The sequence below is a fragment of the Streptomyces sp. DF42 genome (assembly GCF_058267695.1).
Map to the genome: position 1 here is coordinate 9,840,583 of NZ_CM177859.1, position 17,317 is coordinate 9,857,899.

Consider the following 17,317-nt stretch of genomic DNA (forward strand, 5'->3'; position numbering starts at 1 on the left):
CGCGAGCGGCCGCTGCCGCCGCGGTCGCCGGCATGCTGACCATGGCGGCGTGCGGCGGCGGTTGCGCGTGGGCGGCGACATCGCCGCTCTTGCGGTATCCGGCGACCGCCGCGCGCCAGCCCGGGGTCGGGCAGCGCCAGCAGTGTCTTGCGGGTGATCCGGACTTCTTCGGTGGCCCCGCCGAGTTCGTCGAGCTGGGCGGTCAGCTGCGTGATCTGTTCCCGCGTCGTCTCGGCCTGCGCGGTGATCTCGCGTTCCCGCTCCTTCAGCCGTGCCAGCACCGCGCCGAGCGTCAGCTCACCGCCGGTCATGCGGTGCGCCAGGCGGGCATGGTCACCGCGGTCAGCCGGCGCAGTATCACCGCGGTCATCGCCCAGTACACCCGCGACTCCGAACTGCTGGGCAGATGCTCGTAGTCGCGCACCTGCCTGCGGTGCAATATCAAGATCCCGTAGGCGCGTTCCACGACCACCGCTTGGCCTGGGGAACGAACCCGGCCTGCGCGGGGTTGCGCTCCACGACCTCCACCTCGATGCCCACGTCTCCCCGTGCGCGACGACGGCGTCCTTGAAGCCCTGATCGACCATGGCCTTCTCCACGGCGTCGGTCTCGCGGGGCGACCTTGTCCAGCAGCGCGATCCCGACGGCATTCTCGTGCGCCGACGCGGCCGCCACCACCACCGCGATCACCAACCCCAGAATGTCAACGGCCAGGCCCCGCTTGCGGCCCCGTTCATCTTTTGCCGCATCACGCCCCGTCGACTCAGCGGGCACCCCGGCCGCCGCGTGCACGCTCTGGGTGTCGAGCGCCACCAGGCTCGGGTCCGCCTTCCGACGCGCCATTTCCCGCACGTGCCAGCGCAGCAGGTCGTGAATGGTCTGATCGATGCCGTCGTCACGCCAGGTGTAAAAGTAGTACTTCACCGCGCCGGGCGGCGGAAAGTCATGTGGGAGCAGATCCCACTGGCAACCGGTCCGACCCTGATGGCCGCTGACCGAGGGATGTGCGGCCTTCCACGCGGCGATCTCAGGCTCGACCAGCGCCCGCTGCTCGTCGCTCACGTCGGTCTCGTAGGACTTGCGCTCGCTCACGGTGCCCAGGCCAACATGCCCATGGCCGCCGACTCTCGCAGATGCAGCGCGCGAGCCAGTGCCCCCGCTGTTCTTCGGCAGGGAACCGGCTTGCCGTCCTGCGACGCTTCCCGCCCGGTCGTGTGCCGCAGCCCCGACCGGGTGGGAAGGTGGGCCACCGGGGTGGTGCCGGTCAGGCGACCGGGCTGAACGTCCACAGCAGGTTGGTGCTCTGCTGCCACGTCCACTGCTTGGTCACGGACCCTGAGGCGACTCTTCCGCCGCTGTCGATGACCAGTCCCGTGCTGCGGTTTGCGATCGAGTACTGGCCCTGGCCGCGGTGGGTGATCCGCCACTGCTGCGTGTCGCTGCCGTCCCAGGCCTTCTGCCGGGCAGGGTCGCCGTTGGTGGTGGAGCCCCAGCCGTCGGCGACCATGCCGTTGGTGCGGTTGACGAACCTGTAGTAGCCGTTGCCGAGTTCGACTGCCTGCCACTGGAGATTGGAGTTGTCTATCGGCTGCCACTGCTTCAGGTTCGAGCCGCTGGCAACATTGCCGCCGCTGTCCAGCGCCAAGCGGCTGGTGACATTGGTCAGGCGGAAGTACTTGTCGGGCCTGAACGTCACCGTCAGTGATCTGATCGCGTCATTGTTGCCGGTCGCCACAAGGTCGGGGGTGTTCGAGGTGAACGTCCAGGCGGTACCGGTGAAGTTGTCACCGGAGTAGCCCGTCACCTGGTAGCCGTCGGGTACCAGGACGGAGGAGGCCATGGCGGGCCCCAGGCCGGCGGCGGACAGCTGGGAGGAGGTGTAGCTGCCCAGCGGCAGAACGGCGCCGGTGCCTTGGTAGTTGACGTTCTGGAACACCGCCGCGGAGACCCTGATGGGCATGCCCTGGACCTCGACGCACACCACGGAGACGTTGGCGTCCGGCGCGGTGGCCGGCACGGTGACGTTGATCGTGCCGCCGCTGACGGTGTACGAAAGCGAGGCCGAGGGGTTGTTCAGCAGATAGACGCGGCGGATCGTGTTGTCCAGCGCCGGGATCGGGAGCCGGCCGTTCGTGGGCCAGGTGAAGACGTGGGCGAAGAGCTTGCCGTTCTTCTTGGTGACCTTCCCCCAGGAGGGTTCGGTGGCGAACGGGCTGCCGCTGGTCCCGTGGATGCTGTCGCTGTACGTCGACATCCATGAGGCCAGGCCTTTGAGGACGCTCTCAGTTCCGGGGGTGACCAGGCCTTCGCCCGTGGGGCCGATGTTCAACAGATAGTTGCCGTCCCGGGAGACCACCGTGACGAGTTCCCGGACGAGGTCCTTCAAGGGTCTGTAGCGGGTCTCGTAGGCCGCGTTGTAACCCCAGGAACCGTTCATGGTGGCGCACTTCTCCCACTGCCGGTCCATCGGCTCGGCGGGTACCCCGAACTCCGCGACCGCGTAGTCACCGAGACCGAGGTCCCGCTTGACCCGCTCGTTGACGATGAGGCCGGGCTTGCGGGCGATCAGCCAGTTGTAGAGGCCGACGCCGTCCGATTTCAGCCACCAGTCCTCCAGGGTGGGGCTGGCAGGCTCACCGGACCAGTCGCCGTCGAACCACAGCAGCGCCGGGTCGTAGCGGTCCAGCAGTTCCTGGAGTTGCGACTTCATGTCGGCGATGTAGGCGGTGCGGGCGGCCTGCGAGGACATCGTGGTGAGACCGCCCTCGTGACGCTCGGTCTGTGAAGGATGGTTCCAGTCGAGGATCGAGTAGTACAGGCAGAACTTGATCCCACGGCTCTCGCACTCCCTCTTGAGGTCCCCGAGCAGGTCGGCCTGCATGCCGCTGTAGTCGTGCAGGTTGTACAGCTTGGTGCCGGTCGTGTCGGTGAAGCTCGCCACGTCGGAGTCCCACATCGCGAAGCCCTCGTGGTGCTTGGCGGTGATCACGAGGTACTTCATACCGGCGTTCTTGGCCAGTTCGGCGATGGCGGCGGCGTTGAACTGGGTCGGATTGAACTTCTGGCTGACCTGGGTCTGGTAGTTCGCCTTGCTCCACCGCTGCTGGGCGAACGCCCACTCGCCCTGGCCGAGCTGCGAGTAGGACCCGAAGTGAATGAACATCCCGAACCGGGCCTGGTACCACCAGTCCATCTTCGCGGGGACGGAATACGCCTCGGCGGTGGAGGGCCACAGGACCTGAGGCAGCCCGAAGGCCGCCGCTCCCCCGGCAAGGGTGGCGGCCTTCATCAGAGAGCGTCTGCTGAGGGATGCGGAGGACATGGTGCGGCTCCATGTGTTGGGGGAAGGAGGGCATGGCGCTAGGAGCGGAACACCGGCATGGCGGCCGTGTTCCGCTTCACTCTCTAGAAGACATCGGATGGATTTATAGGGGAACCGCGAGGGTCGTGTCTACAGTTGAGGCGATACCAGCCCAAGCCGAGAGAGAGAAAGGGGATGTTTCAGGCGGTAGGTGGGACCTGAAAGGTCACCCATCCGGTGAGTGGAGCGCTATACATCGGATCTGTAGTGCCGCTATTGCGCCTACCTATTGATCTTGGTCGTGGCTTGCTGCTCGGCGGCGGGAAGCCGGAGGGCATGGCCCGCCACCTGACTGGCCGCAGCAGCCGGGCCGCGTCGATGACGTCGGCCCGCAGAACGCGGCCGGGTGCGCACGGCTGTGCCGTCTGGTCTCGCCGTCCCGGAGCCGCTTGACGTTGCCGTGGGGTCGGCGGAGGACCACGCCGCCGAACTGCACCGCGCGAGCATCGGGCACCTGCTCGGCTTCGAGACCGAGGTCCCGCATCCGGCGCGTGGTTCGGTGCGGCCGGAAAGTCTTCGCCTTCCGGCCGCACCGCCACCATCCACTGATCGATGGCGGCTCCGCTCGTCGCGGTACGGCGTCGGGCGGCCCGGAGAACAAGACCAAGGTGCTCGAACTCGATGAACGCGTACGCGTCTACCGGATCGAGCCCGCCCTCGTGGACGGCCTCACACGGGCCTTCGCCTTGGCCGACGCCCGCCGAGACCTCCGGCGCCAGGAACCTGCCAGCGGGTGAACACGTGGCAGCCGGGCTGGGCTGGGCTGCGAGGGCGTGGCACAGTGGCGGCACGAAGGCGTGCGGCCGGCCCCGGGGGTGTTGCTGCCCGCTCCACCCCGGGGCGGCCTGTCATCAGCTCCTTCTGTCTGGCCCGGTCATCCGCGAGGGTGGCCGGGCCAGTTGCTGGTCACGGTGACGATGAGCGAGCCGATCTGTACCGCCAGGGCGACCAGGGGCTCGATGCGGCCGACTGTCTTGAGAGCGTCGGCCAGGCGCCGCCGCGGGCGGGGCTTCTCAGGCTCCTCCTCGCGGGGGCCGTGCGCGTCGTGCACAGTTCTCCTTCCTTCAGAGTGACCACGGCCCGAAGCCGTTCTGCCCCGAGACGGATCTGCAGAGGGGGCAACCGGCTTCAGGCTTGGGTGCGGAAAGCCAGTACACGGGCTGCGTATTGATCCTTCCAACGCATGAACAGACTGCGGGAAGAATGCCGAACAATGCGCTGACCTGCACCCGCAACATCGACTTCATCGAACGGACCGCATCGCGGCAGTAGTTCCGGAACAATCAGCGGTCTGTGAACAATGGGGGGGCGCATTCGTGGCGGGCCGCAGACTCAAGGACTTACCGGACGACGGATCGGCCCGCACCCAGCTTGCGCAGCGCCTGCGTGCGCTGAAGGACCAGGCCGGGGATCCCACCTATGTGGAGATCAGCAAACGCACCGGCTATTCGCGTACGGCTTTGTCCGGACTGTTCAACGGCCAGGTGCCCAGCCGTGAGCTCCTTCAGGACGTCGTGCAATGGCTGGGAGGAAACCCGCGGGAGTGGCTGGGGTTGCTCGATCAGGCCCAGCGTGAGGAGGAGCCCCGGCAGGAGTTCGCGCCGGGCCTCGCGGAGGAACTCCAGCATGCCCGCGAGGAGATCGCCGCCCTCAAACTCATGATCGCCAATCCGGACGATGCCGGGCACTGGGCGGACCGCAAACTGAACGCCGCGACCGACCGGGCCCGGAGTGCGGCGGACATGGAACGGAACGCCTCGGAGCTCCTCACCCAGGTGCAGACCGAAATGCGCCGCCTGAAGGACATGCGCACCGACATCGAACGGCACTGCGACGAGATAATCCGCAACGCGATGACGCAGGCCACCCTCAGCGAGGAGCATGCAAGGGTGGCGGCCACCGCGACGATCCGAGACGCGGAGGACACGGCCGCCCACATTGTCGAAAGGGCTCGGGCACAGGCGGAACGCATCAGCGCCGACGCCCAGACCTACGCTTCCAGCCTGCACGGGCGAGCTGGCGAGCAGGTCGACGCGCTGCTGCGGGAGGCGGATGTAGTGGCCGCCGACGCACGGCGCGAAGCCGACCGGCTCAAGGCGCGCGCACGTATCGAGATCCAGCGGATGGTCCGCGACACCCAGGACACTCTCCGGCGTGCGGGAGAACCCGAAGCCAATCAGTTGCTCGAGCAGCTCTTGATGGACTTCGCCATCGGCGACATCCACCCTGACGACGGCCCAGCCGGACGCCACCGCCGCACGGCGCTCCCCGCCTCGACCACGCGCCGCGAACTCACTGCTTGAGCGTGGGATCGTTCGAATCGGGGCGCACCGAGGGCCCGCGCCGAGTTCGGCACGGACCCACCCGAGCCTACTGTTCCCGATCTTGGCCGCCGTCGCCGCGCCGTCGAACGCAACTGGCCGACTCAACCGCCTGGTTGGGGGAGCGGCGTGGCACCCCAGCGTCTGGCCCTCACCGCAGCCGACCGTACGTCGACCGCGGCGCCTTCCCCGACCTCCTGCGCCATGGACCCCTCGGCCGATTACTGGCCGGAGAGGTGTTCGGCCGGGCTCTGCTCGGTGCTCGCGCCCAGGGCTAGCGACGAACGCGCACGACGATTTTCGCGCCCTCGCGGACGCCGACGGCGGCCAGCGCGGCGGCCAGCGTGGTCGAGCCGCCCATCACAAAAGCGAGTGCGGCTGCTGAAAGCGTGAGAGCGGAGACGATGTACGGACCCATGCCAAGGCGGTGCTCGGGGGATGGACTTCTCCTCGGTTCCCCGCTGTGTCAAGGTTGGTCACCTTGCTGGGCTCCTTCTCCTGATGCCGGAACGATGGGCCTGGCGACTTGGCGGGGGAGCGTGGCTGTTGCTTGTCGGCTGGCCGTGCTTCTCCGCCCCTTCCAGTTCCCTGGGTGACATCAAGGTATGGGGCTGAACTCGCCCGCGTCCCAGGCCAGTTGCCCGGCGAGACGGTGCAGGACACGATCGAAAGGGACCCGGGGGAACGACTTCCCGAAGTTGGGTTACCTTCTTGTTCAAGGTGTGCCCGCGTGCAGGTTCACGCGGAAAAGCGCAGGTCACGCCACTTACGTTCCTGTCGGAGGCCAGGTCACGGGAGGCGGCATACTCCCGTGGTGGAGTGACCGGACTCACACAGCGTGGACTGATGTGCTTGCCGCCCGTGCGACACGCACGGCTGAGCGCGAAGCGCAGGCTGAGGGCGCATTGAACCGGCTCCCTTCCCGCAGGGGAAAGATTCCGCTGGTGGAGGAGGTAACCGACCGCGCCGTCCTGGGCATTCACGAAGCCATCCCCTGCCTCCCGGCAGCGCGGAAGGGCTTTCGGCTGAACTGCCCACCTACGTCGCCCGCGGCAAAGAGAGCCGTGACATCCCCGAAATGCATAGTGCCTGTTCCACCGGGCCCGGTCTACCTGCCAGCGGCCAGCAGAAGCCGACCTACCGACCCGAGATGGTGTCCGCCCACGGGCCAAGATCAAGATCTACAGCTGGTACTAGGTTCACCATGAGATCGGGTACAGGTTTCATGGCACCGTCCTCCTGCGGTGCCCTAGCGTCGTGCCATGACGATTCCAGCTGGACTGAGACGCACGGTCCTCCGGGCGCAGCGGGACACCGGCTTTCTTGCCGCTGGTGTGCTGCCGCACCTGGCGCTGGTGCCCGTGTGGGCCTGGGCGGTGGCGACTACCGCCAGGACGGGGAACTGGCTCCTTACGGTTTCCATGTCGGCCGCCCTGGTCCTGCTCGGCACCCCGGTGCTGACGGCCGTTCAGCGGGCTCGCTACCGGGTGCTCATCGGTGTGGACGTCCCCCGGCTCACCCCCGCCGCGCCGGAGAAATGGACGTGGGCCTCGGCCGCCCGGTGGCTCGCGGCGACGCGGCCTTGGCGCAAGGTCGGCTACCACCTCCTGCTGGGCCCGCTGCTCGCGCTGCTGGAGCTGCTGGTGCTCGCGCTGGCGGCGGCGGGCCTGGCGGGCGTCATCGCCTACGCCTGGGCATGGGCGCTGCCAACCGGAATCCGCCAGGACTGGTTCGGCTACCTGACCCAGCTGCCGGTTTACACAGCGGCTGGACTCCTCCTCCTGTGCGCCCTGCCCTGGACCGCGCGGGCAGTAGCCCGGGCCGAGACGCGGCTGGCGTTGGGCCTGCTCGGGCCCGGCCGGGCGCAGCGGCTCCAGGAGCGGGTCGATCAGCTGGCCGTGAGCCGGACCGACTTGATCGAGGCCGTCGACGCGGAGCGCCGCCGGATCGAGCGCGACCTGCACGACGGCACCCAGCAGCGGTTGGTGTCTCTCGCGGTCAACCTGGGTCTGGCCATTGCCACCCGCCCGGACCTGCCGGGTGACACCCGCGAGGTGATCGCGAGAGCGCACCTGGAGGCGAAGCACGCGATCGCCGAACTCAATGACCTGGTGCGGGGGCTGCACCCGGCCGTGCTCGAAGACCGAGGTCTGGACGCGGCGTTGTCCGGGCTGGCTGCGCGCACGCCCCTGCCGGTGCGGCTGCGGGTCAATCTGGAGGAGCGGGTGGCGCCCAGCGTGGAGTCGGTCGCGTACTTCGTGATCTCGGAGGCGCTGACCAATGCGACGAAGCACGCCAACGCGATGCGTGCAGAGGTGATAGTCCGTCAGGTCGGCGAGGTGCTGCGAGTGCGCGTTACCGACGACGGGCTGGGCGGTGCCGACGCCGCCGCCGGCACGGGGCTGGTCGGGCTGGCCAAGCGGGTCGGCTCCCTCGACGGGGCCTTCCACGTCAGCAGTCCCGTTGGGGGGCCCACCACCATCACTGCGGAGCTGCCGTGCGCGCGGTGATCGCCGAGGATTCGGTGTTGTTGCGGGTCGGTGATCAAGGTGCTGGAGATGGGCGGGTTCCAGGTCGCCGCGGAAGTGGGCGACGCGGAGGGGCTGTTGGCGGCAGTGGCGGAGCACCGGCCCGAACTCGCCTTGATCGACGTCCGGATGCCGCCCGGCCTCACCGACGAGGGGGTGCGGGCGGCGATGGAGATCCGTCGGCGCCGGCCGGGGACGGCGGTGGTGCTGCTTTCGCAGTACGTGGAGGAGCGGTACGCGGCTGACCTGCTGTCTGCGAACACCAGCGGTGTGGGCACCTGCTCAAGCAGCGGGTTGCCGATGTCGCCGACTTCGTGGCGGCGGTCCGGCGAGTGGCGGACGGGGGCACGGCCCTGGACCCGCAGGTCGTCGCCCAGTTGTTGCTGCTGCTGCGCGACAGCGACCCGCTCGTGCGGCTGACCCCCCGCGAACGGGAGGTACTCCGCCTGATGGCCGTGGGGCGCTCCAATGCCGGCATCGCGCAGGCGCTGGTGGTCAGCGAGAGCGCCGTGGCGAAGCACATCAACAACATCTTCGCCAAGCTTGACCTGCCCGTGGTCGACGCGGACCACCGCCGCGTCCTGGCCGTGCTGCGGTTCCTCGGAGCGTCCCGGGCCTGACCTTCCCATCCGTGACCATCCGAGCGGCCTGTGGCGGGCCGGTGATGTCCTGTTGTGCATACGGGAACTCGACATCGTGGTGGTGGCCGACCTCGAACGCGGTGAAGTGCGCTGGTTCTGGGGGCGGGAGAGCTGTCCGGGCCCCACCAGCCCTCGGCGTTGCCCGACGGGCGGATTCTGATCTTCGATAACGGTGTCACCCGACAGCGCAGCCGTCTGGTCGTCGTGGACCCCCGGACGGATCAGACGGTGTGGACCTGGTCGGCCCAGCCACCCGAGTCGTTCCACTGCCCGCCGGCCGGCGGCTGTGAACGGCTGCCCAGCGGCAATCTGCTGGTCACCAACTCCACGGCGGGTGCGGCCTTCGAACTGGCCCCTGACTGCGAGGTCGTATGGCAGCTGGAGCCTCCTGCCGCGATGTACAGGCCCGAGCGGCGGCGCGTCTCGATCTACCGCATGTCGGCCGTGCCGCCCAATGTCTTGGCGAGATTGCGTGCCCATCGTTCCCGGCGGACATCCGTTCCTGACCGTCGCCCTGCCGCCCCGCTACGCCGCCCGCCTCTTCGACGCCCAAGAGGCCGGCGCCACCGACCAGCAGCTCCAGGAGATCGCTGCTGAAGCGCTCCCCAAGCGGGCCTGGCAGAAGCTGTCCGCCGGAGCCGGAGCCAAAGGACACCGCTTCTACGACTGGGCCCACATCGACCTGCCCAGCATCGCGCCAGGCCACCGCCACCTGCTGATCCGCCGCAACCGCACCACCGGCGAACTCGCCTACTACCGCTGCTACTCACCCGAGCCGGTACCTCTGACGGTGCTGGTGCGGGTCGCGGGATCCAGGTGGAGGGTCGAGGAGACATTCCAGTCGGGAAAGGGTCTGGCCGGACTGGACGAGCACCAGCTCCGCCGCTACAGGTCCTGGTCCCGCTGGGTCACCCTCGCCATGCTCGCCCACGCCTTCCTGGCCGTCGTCCGCGCGGACGAGCACCGTCTCCGCCCCAGCCCCGACGACCTGATCCCGTCGACCTGCAACGAAATCCAGAGACTCTTCATCACCCTGGTTGGCCGGGCCTGTTCACGAGGCAGACCAGTGGCTCCGCTGGTCTGACGCGGTAGGTGTCAGTGGACATCGCCGCCGCGGCCACCGGCCCGCTGTGGATGCAGTTGTATTGGCTCAAGCGCCGTGACTTGATCCGCCGGGCCGAGGCCGCCGGTTTCCGCGCGCTGGGTCCTCACCGTCGACGCGCCCAGGGTGGCGTTCCGTCCGCGGGACGCCGCCAACGGGTTCGCGGTGCCCCGGGCATCCGGGCGGTCAACGTGGCGCACGACGTGATGGCCGCCTCGCACGGCAGCCGGGACGGGGAGCCGGCCATCGCCCGGCAATCCAAGGAGCAGTTCGACGCCTCGATCACCCGGGAGGATCTCGCCTGGCTGCGCGAAGTGACCTCCCTGCCCCTGGTACTCAAGGGCGTGCTCAACCGCCTTCGGCCTGCACCGCGTGGTAAGCGGCGGGGCCGAAGGCGCCTTGTCGTACGGTCGTTGGGAGCGCGGCGTCAGCCGACCTGTCCGGTCGGCCGCATGGTGATGTGGTTGATGTCCACGCCCGCGGGCTGATTGACGGCGAAGACGATCGTGTCCGCGACCTGCTCGGCGGTCATCACCGGCGCCGCCTCGCGGGTGCCGCCGCGCTCGTCCCAGAACGGGGTGTCCACCACCCCGGGGGCGACGACCGTCACGCCGACCCCGTCCTTGCCGACCAGCAGCCGGGTGTTCTCGGCCAGTGCGTGCGTGGCCCACTTGGTGACCGAGTACAGGTTGCCAGGCGTGTTGCGCACCCCGGCGACCGAACCGATGATCACGATCCGGCCCTTGGACTCCCGCAGGTGTGGCAGGGTCTCCCGCACCAGCAGGGCCGGGCCCAGGACGTTGGTGAGGACCATGGCGCGCATGTCCTCGGGGGCGTGGCTCTCCAGGTTGCCGGGCAGTGAGAAACCGGCATTGGCGATGACGTTGTCCAGTCGGCCCCACGCCTCCATCACGCGGCGCACGGCGGAGGCGACGTCGTGCGCGTCGCTGGTGTCGCCGGTGATCGTCAGCAGCCGCTCGCCCGCTGCGGCCGAAGCAGCGAAGGCGGCCAGCTTGTCGGCGTCACGTCCGGTGACGGCCACGCGGTGGCCCTGCTTGAGCAGGGCGCGGGCGGTGGCGGCGCCGATTCCGGTCGAGCCACCGGTGATCAGCGTGACGGGTTCCATGGGACGGCCTCCTCAGCGATGTGGTCATCGGGACTCCGCCAGGGCCCCGGATGTCGATGAACACGAGGTGGCGCGTGGGGTCGACCGACTCCAGGTCGGCGGTTCCCGGAAACGCCTGCACTATACCCAGCGATCTTCCCGCTCAGCCGACGCCATCGCTGACCGGCCATGATGCCGCACGAATGGGGCCGAACCCGCGCTGCTGGCCCCCCTGTTGGGACCTGCGCGGCGCGCAGGTCCCAGGCTGCGCACACGCTGTCGGTGTCAGCGGTGGCTGTGATCATGGCTTGCGTGTTCTTCGCGGCGTTTCGAGGTGTTGTGCACTCATCTGGTCCGTGTCGTGGTGGAGTTGGTCGAGCGGACGGTGGCTGGAGTGGTCAGACCGGTCGCGCTGGTCGGGGGCAGGCACGGTCAGCCACGCGCGGGATGCCAGCCGGTGCCGCTGGGGCGCGGCCGACGAGGGCGCGCTGCCCGGCGATTACCGCGAGATCCTGGCGATCGTGCGGGAGGCCGAGGGCCCGGTGCAGGTCAGGGCGGTCGAGGAGCGGCTGGGGCTGGACGCCTCGGTGCGCGGCAAGCTGGAACCTTTGCGGGTGAAGATGACCAAGCTCGCGACCGCGGCTGGCTGCACAAGCGGGGCGACGGGCGGTTCACGGCACGTCCGTAGTCGCGCGGCGTGCCCGTAACTGGTCGACTCCCGGCGGCAGTTGAGTTGGTGTGAAGAGAAACAACGGTCTCGCCGAGGGCCCTGACGGGCTTGTCTACACCGCCTGCCTGCCGCTGTCGAGCGCGACCCTGAGCTATCTCGCCGGCCTGATACGCGGCCACCTCAAGAAGATCGGCTCCCGGTGGCGGGCCCGCCACGCCGGAAAGATCGCCGTCATCGTGCTGGCGGTGCTGCGCTGTGACCAGCGGCCCGGCGATCTGGCCGGCGGGAACAGGGTGCACCGCACCTACTTCAACTGGTCTGCCAGGCCGCCCGACTGTCCGCCGGAGCCGGGGCGGCGCGCCCAACGGCAGACCAGCGCGAAAGCGCCCCCGCAGAGTGGACAGCTCATGCGATCAGGTGGTTTAGCGCAGGAAAGGACTTGTACTGCGACAGTCGCCTGTTTCCTGGCGGCGAGGCGTGGAGGTGGTCACAACGGGGAGCGGGTACTGCGACATTCTGCTGCTGCGTGTCGGCTGTCCTCGCGCTCGGTGAACACCGACCAGTGTCAGGAGCGCACAATGCCACCTTCTGGGATTGACCTTGCTGCTTTTCCGTGTCTGGAGGCGGACTTGGACAGGGTCCGTGACGCTCTGGGACCGGTGCGTATCCAGGGCAGGCCCGAACTCGACGCGCTCACACAGGAAGGGCCCGGTACGTCCCGTGGCCTGGTCCGTCCCACTCTCGCTCTGCTCTCGTACTACGCTCTCACGGACCCTTCGGTGCCGGCCGATGACCGGGCAGTGCGCGCCGCCGCGGCCGTCGAGCTGCTGCATCTGGGCGCGCTCTACCACGATGACGTCGTGGACCACGCTCACGAGCGCCGGGGCCGCCCCAGCGCCAACGCGGTATGGGGGGAACACCTCGCCATCCTCGCCGGGGACTGCGTGATGCTCACCGGCCTGAACATGCTGGCGCAGCTTGGTCAGCGCGAAGTCATCGAGGGGACCATGGCGAATGAACGCATGTGCGCCGGCATGGTGATGGAGGCGGCCGACCTGTATGCGGTCTCGCGTAGCGAACAGGCCTACCTCGACGCGATCGCCGGCAAGACGGCGCAGCTGTTCGCCCTGGCCTGCCGGCTGGGGGCGATGCAGGCGAACGGGGTCCGTGGTCGGCAGGATGACTGGGAGGAGGCGCTGTCCGGGTTCGGTTGGCAGTTCGGGTACGCCTATCAGTTGCGCGACGACATTCTCGATCTGACGTCCACAGTCGAGGAGCTGGGCAAGCCCGTCAACACGGATCTGTCCGAGGGTGTCTACACCCTGCCTGTGATCCGTGCGGTTTCCCGCGACCGCGACCTCGGCCGCCTTTTGGGCAAGGAGATGACACAGGAGGAAGCCGCACGTGCCCGAGACCTCGTTGTCGCCTCCGGGGCCGTGCAGGAGGCGCAGACGGTGGCCGACGCACGCATGACCGAGGCCGCTGATCAGCTTTCCCACCTTACCGATCGCTCTTATGCGCTCGATGGTCTGACGGCCTACGCTCGGGCCGTACTCGACCGGCCCACTGCTTCCCGTCCCGCGGTTATCCCCCACCAGGTCCGGCAGGCCCCTCAGCCCCAGAGCAGCGCGCACGCCGAGCAGGTCACGAGGTGGCTGAAGGGCTGGCTCGTAGAGACCGGCATCGCCGCCACCCCAGCCGAGGCCGACCATCACCGGCTGTCGGGCGCTCTGTCGATGATTGAGCGGACCCTTCCTCGGGTGGCGGATGAGGTTGGCAACGCCGACGGCAATGACGATGACCTCTTCGAAAGGAGGCAGACCAGCGCAGCGTTGGGCTTGCTGTTCGGTGTGTGGGACGACCTGTTCGAGGATCCGCAGCTGACGGACCCGCGCGCTGTTAGCGCGCTGAGGGAAGGACTGGTGGCGACATTGCGCCAGTGCCCGGGCGCACCATGGACGCACGGTGCCATCCCGACGTCCTGGGCGCAGTTGTGGCCGCGCCTGTGTAAAGGCAGGACAGCGCGATGGCAGGAGGCCTTGCTCGACAACATTGAGGAATGGCTCCACGCCTGCGAGCGTGAGGCGCGCCACCGCATCGGCGGCTACATCCCCTCACCAGCGGACTGGCTGCCGTTGCGGAGGTCGACTGGTGGATTCGAGGTCGGCATGGCGTGCTCGGAGATCGTGCAGGACCGGGAGATGCCGCCGGCGGTGCGCAGCCACCGTATGGTCCGACGTCTTGAGGATCTTGGCTTCTTCGTCGTTTTCGCTGAGAACGACCTGGCGGGCGTGGACCAGGACGAGGCTGACCAGGTCCCCTACAACCTGGTCAGGGCGATCCGTCAGGAGATGGGGTGCAGCCGCGCGGAAGCCATCGAGCGGGTGGAGCGCCAAGTGGCGGAGAAGCGTGCCCAGTTCAACGCGGTCTACAGGTACGTGCCCGTGCTCTTCCGCACGTTGCCCGGTCTCTCCGGTCAGGGTGACCGGTATGCGGCGATCTACGATATGTTGAAACTGTTCTTCGATCTGCGGCAGGACGAGTCCGACAGGTACCAGCCGAAGACCACGGCCGCGGGACCGGACCTGGAGCGTCTGCGTCGTGAGATCAGCCGGCCTGCCGCCCCGGCCCCGTCTACGCGGTAGTCCCGGGGGCTGGAGAAACACGGTGTCCCTGTGCGGGCTGGTGCACAGGGACACCGCCCTCATCGATTCGCCGCCTTACCGAACGCCATCGGGTCGGCATCCGCCTGCCGGCCAATCCGCGCAGCGGCTGTCAGCGCGGACCGGGTACGCCGGTGGAAGGCAAGCAGGCCAATGAGGGCCCCGGCGGTGAACCAGGCCAGCTGGACGGCGAAGTCCACGGCGGGCACGGTGGTGGAGAAGCCTGCGGCTGTCGCAGCCTGCATGGCACCGTATGAGGGCAGCCAGCGCACCATGCCGCTGTCCGCTCCGCTGGCGAGGGGATTCTGCAAGCCCAGGTCCACGACACTGATCATCACAATGGCGAACATGCCCTCCACCTCGCGGTGCAGGAGCGTGCCGAGGGCGACGCCCAGCGCGCCGTAGGTCATCGCCGTGCCAAACAGCGCCGCGCCGAGCAGCACGGGCTGCCGGGGCGACCAGAAGCAGCAGATGACCGCGGTGGCGTACGAACAGACGGCCACCGACGCAATGACCAGGCAGGCGACCTTCGCCAGCCCCAGCGGAACCCGGGGAAACCCGGCCATGGACAGACGGCGGTCGAATGCCCCATTGCTGAAGGTCGCCGCGAACATCATGAATCCGATGATCAGCGTGACCCCGTTCAGCGCCCCGGTAATCTGGGTGATCTTGTCACCGCCGGCGGTCAACACGTGACCGGTGCTGTGCAGCCGGAACTGCACCGGCTCCTTGGCGACAGCCCAGCCCGTCATGGTGACCCACACAGGGAGAAACACCGCCACGAGCAGCATGGCGAACCGGTTCCTGGCGTGCTCCACCAGGCCATAACGCGTGGCGATCTTGAACAGCCGCACCCCTCGCCTCATCGCACCTCCTCCTGCCGTCGATGCAGCACACCGTCCCGCAACCGCCACACCTGATCGAGACGATCGGTGTCGTAGGCCAGATGCGAGACGACGAGAACCGATCGGCCGGCCGCACGCAGGTCCCCGACCAGATCCCAAAAACGCAGGTACGTCTCCCAGTCGAACCCCTGGTACGGCTCATCCAGCAGCAGCACCTGCGGGTCGTGCATCACCGCGAGCGTCAGATTCAGCTTCTGCCGCGTGCCGCCACTGAGGGTTCCCACCAGGGCCCCGGCGTACTGGGCGAAACCCAGGATCGCCATGACCTCCTCCGCCCGCCGCAGATCCGGAACGTCATAAGCCGCAGCGAAGAGCTCTAGATGCTGACGCACCGTGAACACGTCGTTGAGCACCACCTGCTGAGGGCAGTACCCGAACCGCCCACCGTGCCGGACCACGCCCCGGTCCGGCCGGAGCTCCCCCGAAAGGATCTTCAACAGCGTCGACTTACCCGCCCCGTTCTCGCCGACAATGCCCACCACCGACCCCGCGGGCAGCGCGACATCGACACCGCGCAATACCCGCCGAACACCGTAGGAATGATGGACTCCCTCTGCCTCCATCAACGCGACCTCTCCCTCCCCCTCCGAGGTAGGCCATATGGATGCCCCACAGCTGCCAACGAACCAAGGGCCGCATGGAAACGCCACAGCACAGGCGTGAACCGTTCCGGGTTGGCCGGAGACTCTGGATCCAGGTGTTCGGCGAGCGTGAACGATGTGTATTGGGCGAGTTCAACCAGTCGTTGCAACACCGGGCTGTTGCAGCGAGCGTAGCTGCTCTTCGAAGACCTCGGCGGGTGTCCGCCAGCCGAGGGTCTTGCGGGGCCGGTTGTTGATCGCCATGGCTACGGCTTCGAGGTCCGTGGAGGACCACCGGGACAGATCGGTGCCCTTCGGGAAGTACTGACGCAGCAGCCCGTTCGTGTTCTCGTTCGTCGGTCGTTGCCAGGGCGAGTGGGGATCGGCGAAGAACACCTTCGTCCCGGTATCGATGGCGAACTGGGCGTGGCCGGAGAGTTCCTTCCCGCGGTCCCAGGTGAGGGTCTTGCGTAGCTGCCCGGGCAGCCGGGTCATCGACGTCGTGAGCGCCGCGTTCATCGCGATCGCGCCATAGCCCCCGAGTGAGGTGCCGTTCTTCACGGGCGGACTCTCGCCCCAGCCCTCGAGCCGGGGCAGGTGCACCAGGAGCATGGAGCGGCTGCTGCGCTCGACCAGCGTGCCAATCGCGGAGCGACCCGTCCCGATGATCAAATCACCTTCCCAGTGTCCGGGGACCGCGCGGTCCCCAGCCTCGGCGGGGCGTTCGCTGAGGACGACGTCCGCGGTGACATGCCCCTGCGGCTTGTTCTGCGACCGTGCACGGGGAGTCCGCAGCGCCCGGCCGGTGCGCAGGCACGTGACCAGTTCCCGCTTGAGCGCGCCACGGCCCTCGATGAACAGCGCCTGGTAGATCGCTTCGTGGCTGATGCGCATGGACTCATCATCGGGGAAGTCGGCATGGAGCCGGTGCGAGATCTGCTCCGGGCTCCATGCCGTCGCCCATCTTCTGTCCTGCCGGTGCGGCTTGTTCAGCCCTTTCCACGCGGGCGTCTTGGGCCCGATGACGATCGTGCCGTCGGGGCGGCGGACGCTGCCGGCGAGCCGGTCCTGCACGTACTCACGCAACCTGTCGTTGCCTGTGAGCTTCGCGGTCTTCGGGCGCTTGGCGGCCTGCTGTGCTTTCCACTGGGCGACCGTCGCGCGGTACTCCTGCTTGCCGCTGCGCGTGGCGGCGTTGCGGCGCAGTTCGCGAGAGATCGTTCCGGGGTCACGCCCCAGGGCGCGGGCGATCTCGCGCACGCCCTTGTTCATCGCCCTGAGGATCGCGATCTCCTCGCGCTCCTCGAACGCGAGGTACCGGCCCGTGGGCTCGGCCAACGAGATCGGAGGCATGCCGCCAGCGTGACGAAACCACCTCGCACCCACCGGCCACGACACGCCGACCGCCAACGACGCTACCGTCGTCGGCGAGGACGTGTG

13 protein-coding genes and 4 pseudogenes are annotated in these 17,317 nt (G+C 68.3%); 9 read left to right on the forward strand and 8 right to left on the reverse strand.

Annotated elements, in window-relative coordinates; translation table 11 throughout:
- Positions 1-32: 32 nt before the first annotated feature.
- A complete protein-coding gene (locus tag ACYUED_RS45285; protein ID WP_491294852.1) occupies positions 33-416 on the forward strand; it encodes a hypothetical protein in 384 nt (127 codons plus the stop codon).
- Here the strand turns inward: ACYUED_RS45285 and ACYUED_RS45290 are convergent.
- Positions 308-1,092, reverse strand: a pseudogene (locus ACYUED_RS45290) (transposase). The gene ACYUED_RS45285 and the pseudogene ACYUED_RS45290 sit on opposite strands and share 109 nt — an antisense overlap.
- A gap of 172 nt (positions 1,093-1,264) precedes the next feature.
- Complete coding sequence (locus ACYUED_RS45295) at positions 1,265-3,322, reverse strand: alpha-L-fucosidase (protein ID WP_491290203.1); 2,058 nt, start codon at positions 3,320-3,322, stop codon at positions 1,265-1,267.
- 530 nt (positions 3,323-3,852) lie between these two features.
- Between ACYUED_RS45295 and ACYUED_RS45300 the strand changes: the two genes are divergently transcribed.
- On the forward strand, positions 3,853-4,098 hold the full coding sequence (locus ACYUED_RS45300; protein ID WP_491290204.1) for a hypothetical protein: 246 nt from the start codon (positions 3,853-3,855) through the stop codon (positions 4,096-4,098).
- A gap of 137 nt (positions 4,099-4,235) precedes the next feature.
- Here the strand turns inward: ACYUED_RS45300 and ACYUED_RS45305 are convergent, their stop codons facing one another.
- On the reverse strand, positions 4,236-4,412 hold the full coding sequence (locus ACYUED_RS45305) for a hypothetical protein (RefSeq protein WP_491290205.1): 177 nt from the start codon (positions 4,410-4,412) through the stop codon (positions 4,236-4,238).
- A gap of 265 nt (positions 4,413-4,677) precedes the next feature.
- Here ACYUED_RS45305 and ACYUED_RS45310 point away from each other — a divergent pair, with 265 nt between their 5' ends.
- Positions 4,678-5,664 (forward strand): helix-turn-helix domain-containing protein, encoded by a 987-nt coding sequence (locus ACYUED_RS45310; protein ID WP_491290206.1) that lies wholly within the window; start codon positions 4,678-4,680, stop codon positions 5,662-5,664.
- A 292-nt stretch (positions 5,665-5,956) separates the two neighbouring features.
- On the opposite strand, the gene ACYUED_RS45315 is transcribed toward ACYUED_RS45310, so the two are convergent.
- Positions 5,957-6,100 carry a hypothetical protein gene (locus ACYUED_RS45315; protein WP_491290207.1) on the reverse strand — a complete coding sequence of 48 codons (144 nt, stop codon included), beginning with the start codon at positions 6,098-6,100 and terminating at the stop codon, positions 5,957-5,959.
- Positions 6,101-6,944: 844 nt separating this feature from the next.
- Here ACYUED_RS45315 and ACYUED_RS45320 point away from each other — a divergent pair.
- The 4 genes and pseudogenes from ACYUED_RS45320 to ACYUED_RS45335 all read left to right on the forward strand — a co-directional run bounded on the left by ACYUED_RS45320 (position 6,945) and on the right by ACYUED_RS45335 (position 10,441).
- Complete coding sequence (locus ACYUED_RS45320; RefSeq protein ID WP_491290208.1) at positions 6,945-8,192, forward strand: sensor histidine kinase; 1,248 nt, start codon at positions 6,945-6,947, stop codon at positions 8,190-8,192.
- Positions 8,180-8,830: pseudogene (locus tag ACYUED_RS45325) on the forward strand (LuxR C-terminal-related transcriptional regulator). Before ACYUED_RS45320 ends, ACYUED_RS45325 begins: the two are co-directional and overlap by 13 nt.
- A gap of 604 nt (positions 8,831-9,434) precedes the next feature.
- Positions 9,435-10,014, forward strand: a pseudogene (locus tag ACYUED_RS45330) (hypothetical protein); the annotation flags it as partial.
- Positions 9,944-10,441, forward strand: a complete 498-nt coding sequence (locus ACYUED_RS45335; RefSeq protein WP_491290209.1) for an alpha-hydroxy-acid oxidizing protein — start codon at positions 9,944-9,946, stop codon at positions 10,439-10,441. The pseudogene ACYUED_RS45330 and the gene ACYUED_RS45335, both read left to right, overlap by 71 nt.
- Here ACYUED_RS45335 and ACYUED_RS45340 read toward each other — a convergent pair.
- Positions 10,381-11,079 carry an SDR family oxidoreductase gene (locus ACYUED_RS45340; RefSeq protein ID WP_491290210.1) on the reverse strand — a complete coding sequence of 233 codons (699 nt, stop codon included), beginning with the start codon at positions 11,077-11,079 and terminating at the stop codon, positions 10,381-10,383. The genes ACYUED_RS45335 and ACYUED_RS45340 overlap by 61 nt on opposite strands.
- A 335-nt stretch (positions 11,080-11,414) precedes the next feature.
- Here ACYUED_RS45340 and ACYUED_RS45345 point away from each other — a divergent pair, with 335 nt between their 5' ends.
- Positions 11,415-11,765, forward strand: a complete 351-nt coding sequence (locus ACYUED_RS45345; RefSeq protein WP_491290211.1) for a hypothetical protein — start codon at positions 11,415-11,417, stop codon at positions 11,763-11,765.
- Between the two features lie 31 nt (positions 11,766-11,796).
- Positions 11,797-14,373 carry a polyprenyl synthetase family protein gene (locus ACYUED_RS45350; protein ID WP_491290212.1) on the forward strand — a complete coding sequence of 859 codons (2,577 nt, stop codon included), beginning with the start codon at positions 11,797-11,799 and terminating at the stop codon, positions 14,371-14,373.
- Between the two features lie 59 nt (positions 14,374-14,432).
- Here ACYUED_RS45350 and ACYUED_RS45355 read toward each other — a convergent pair whose 3' ends face one another.
- From ACYUED_RS45355 to ACYUED_RS45365, 3 genes and pseudogenes are all read right to left on the reverse strand, one after another.
- The gene (locus ACYUED_RS45355) at positions 14,433-15,245 is read right to left on the reverse strand and encodes an ABC transporter permease (RefSeq protein ID WP_491290213.1); all 813 of its coding nucleotides are present in this window, start codon (positions 15,243-15,245) and stop codon (positions 14,433-14,435) included.
- A gap of 8 nt (positions 15,246-15,253) precedes the next feature.
- The gene (locus ACYUED_RS45360; protein ID WP_491290214.1) at positions 15,254-15,859 is read right to left on the reverse strand and encodes an ABC transporter ATP-binding protein; all 606 of its coding nucleotides are present in this window, start codon (positions 15,857-15,859) and stop codon (positions 15,254-15,256) included.
- 171 nt (positions 15,860-16,030) lie between these two features.
- A pseudogene (locus ACYUED_RS45365) lies at positions 16,031-17,296 on the reverse strand (IS30 family transposase); the annotation flags it as partial.
- Positions 17,297-17,317 lie beyond the last annotated feature (21 nt).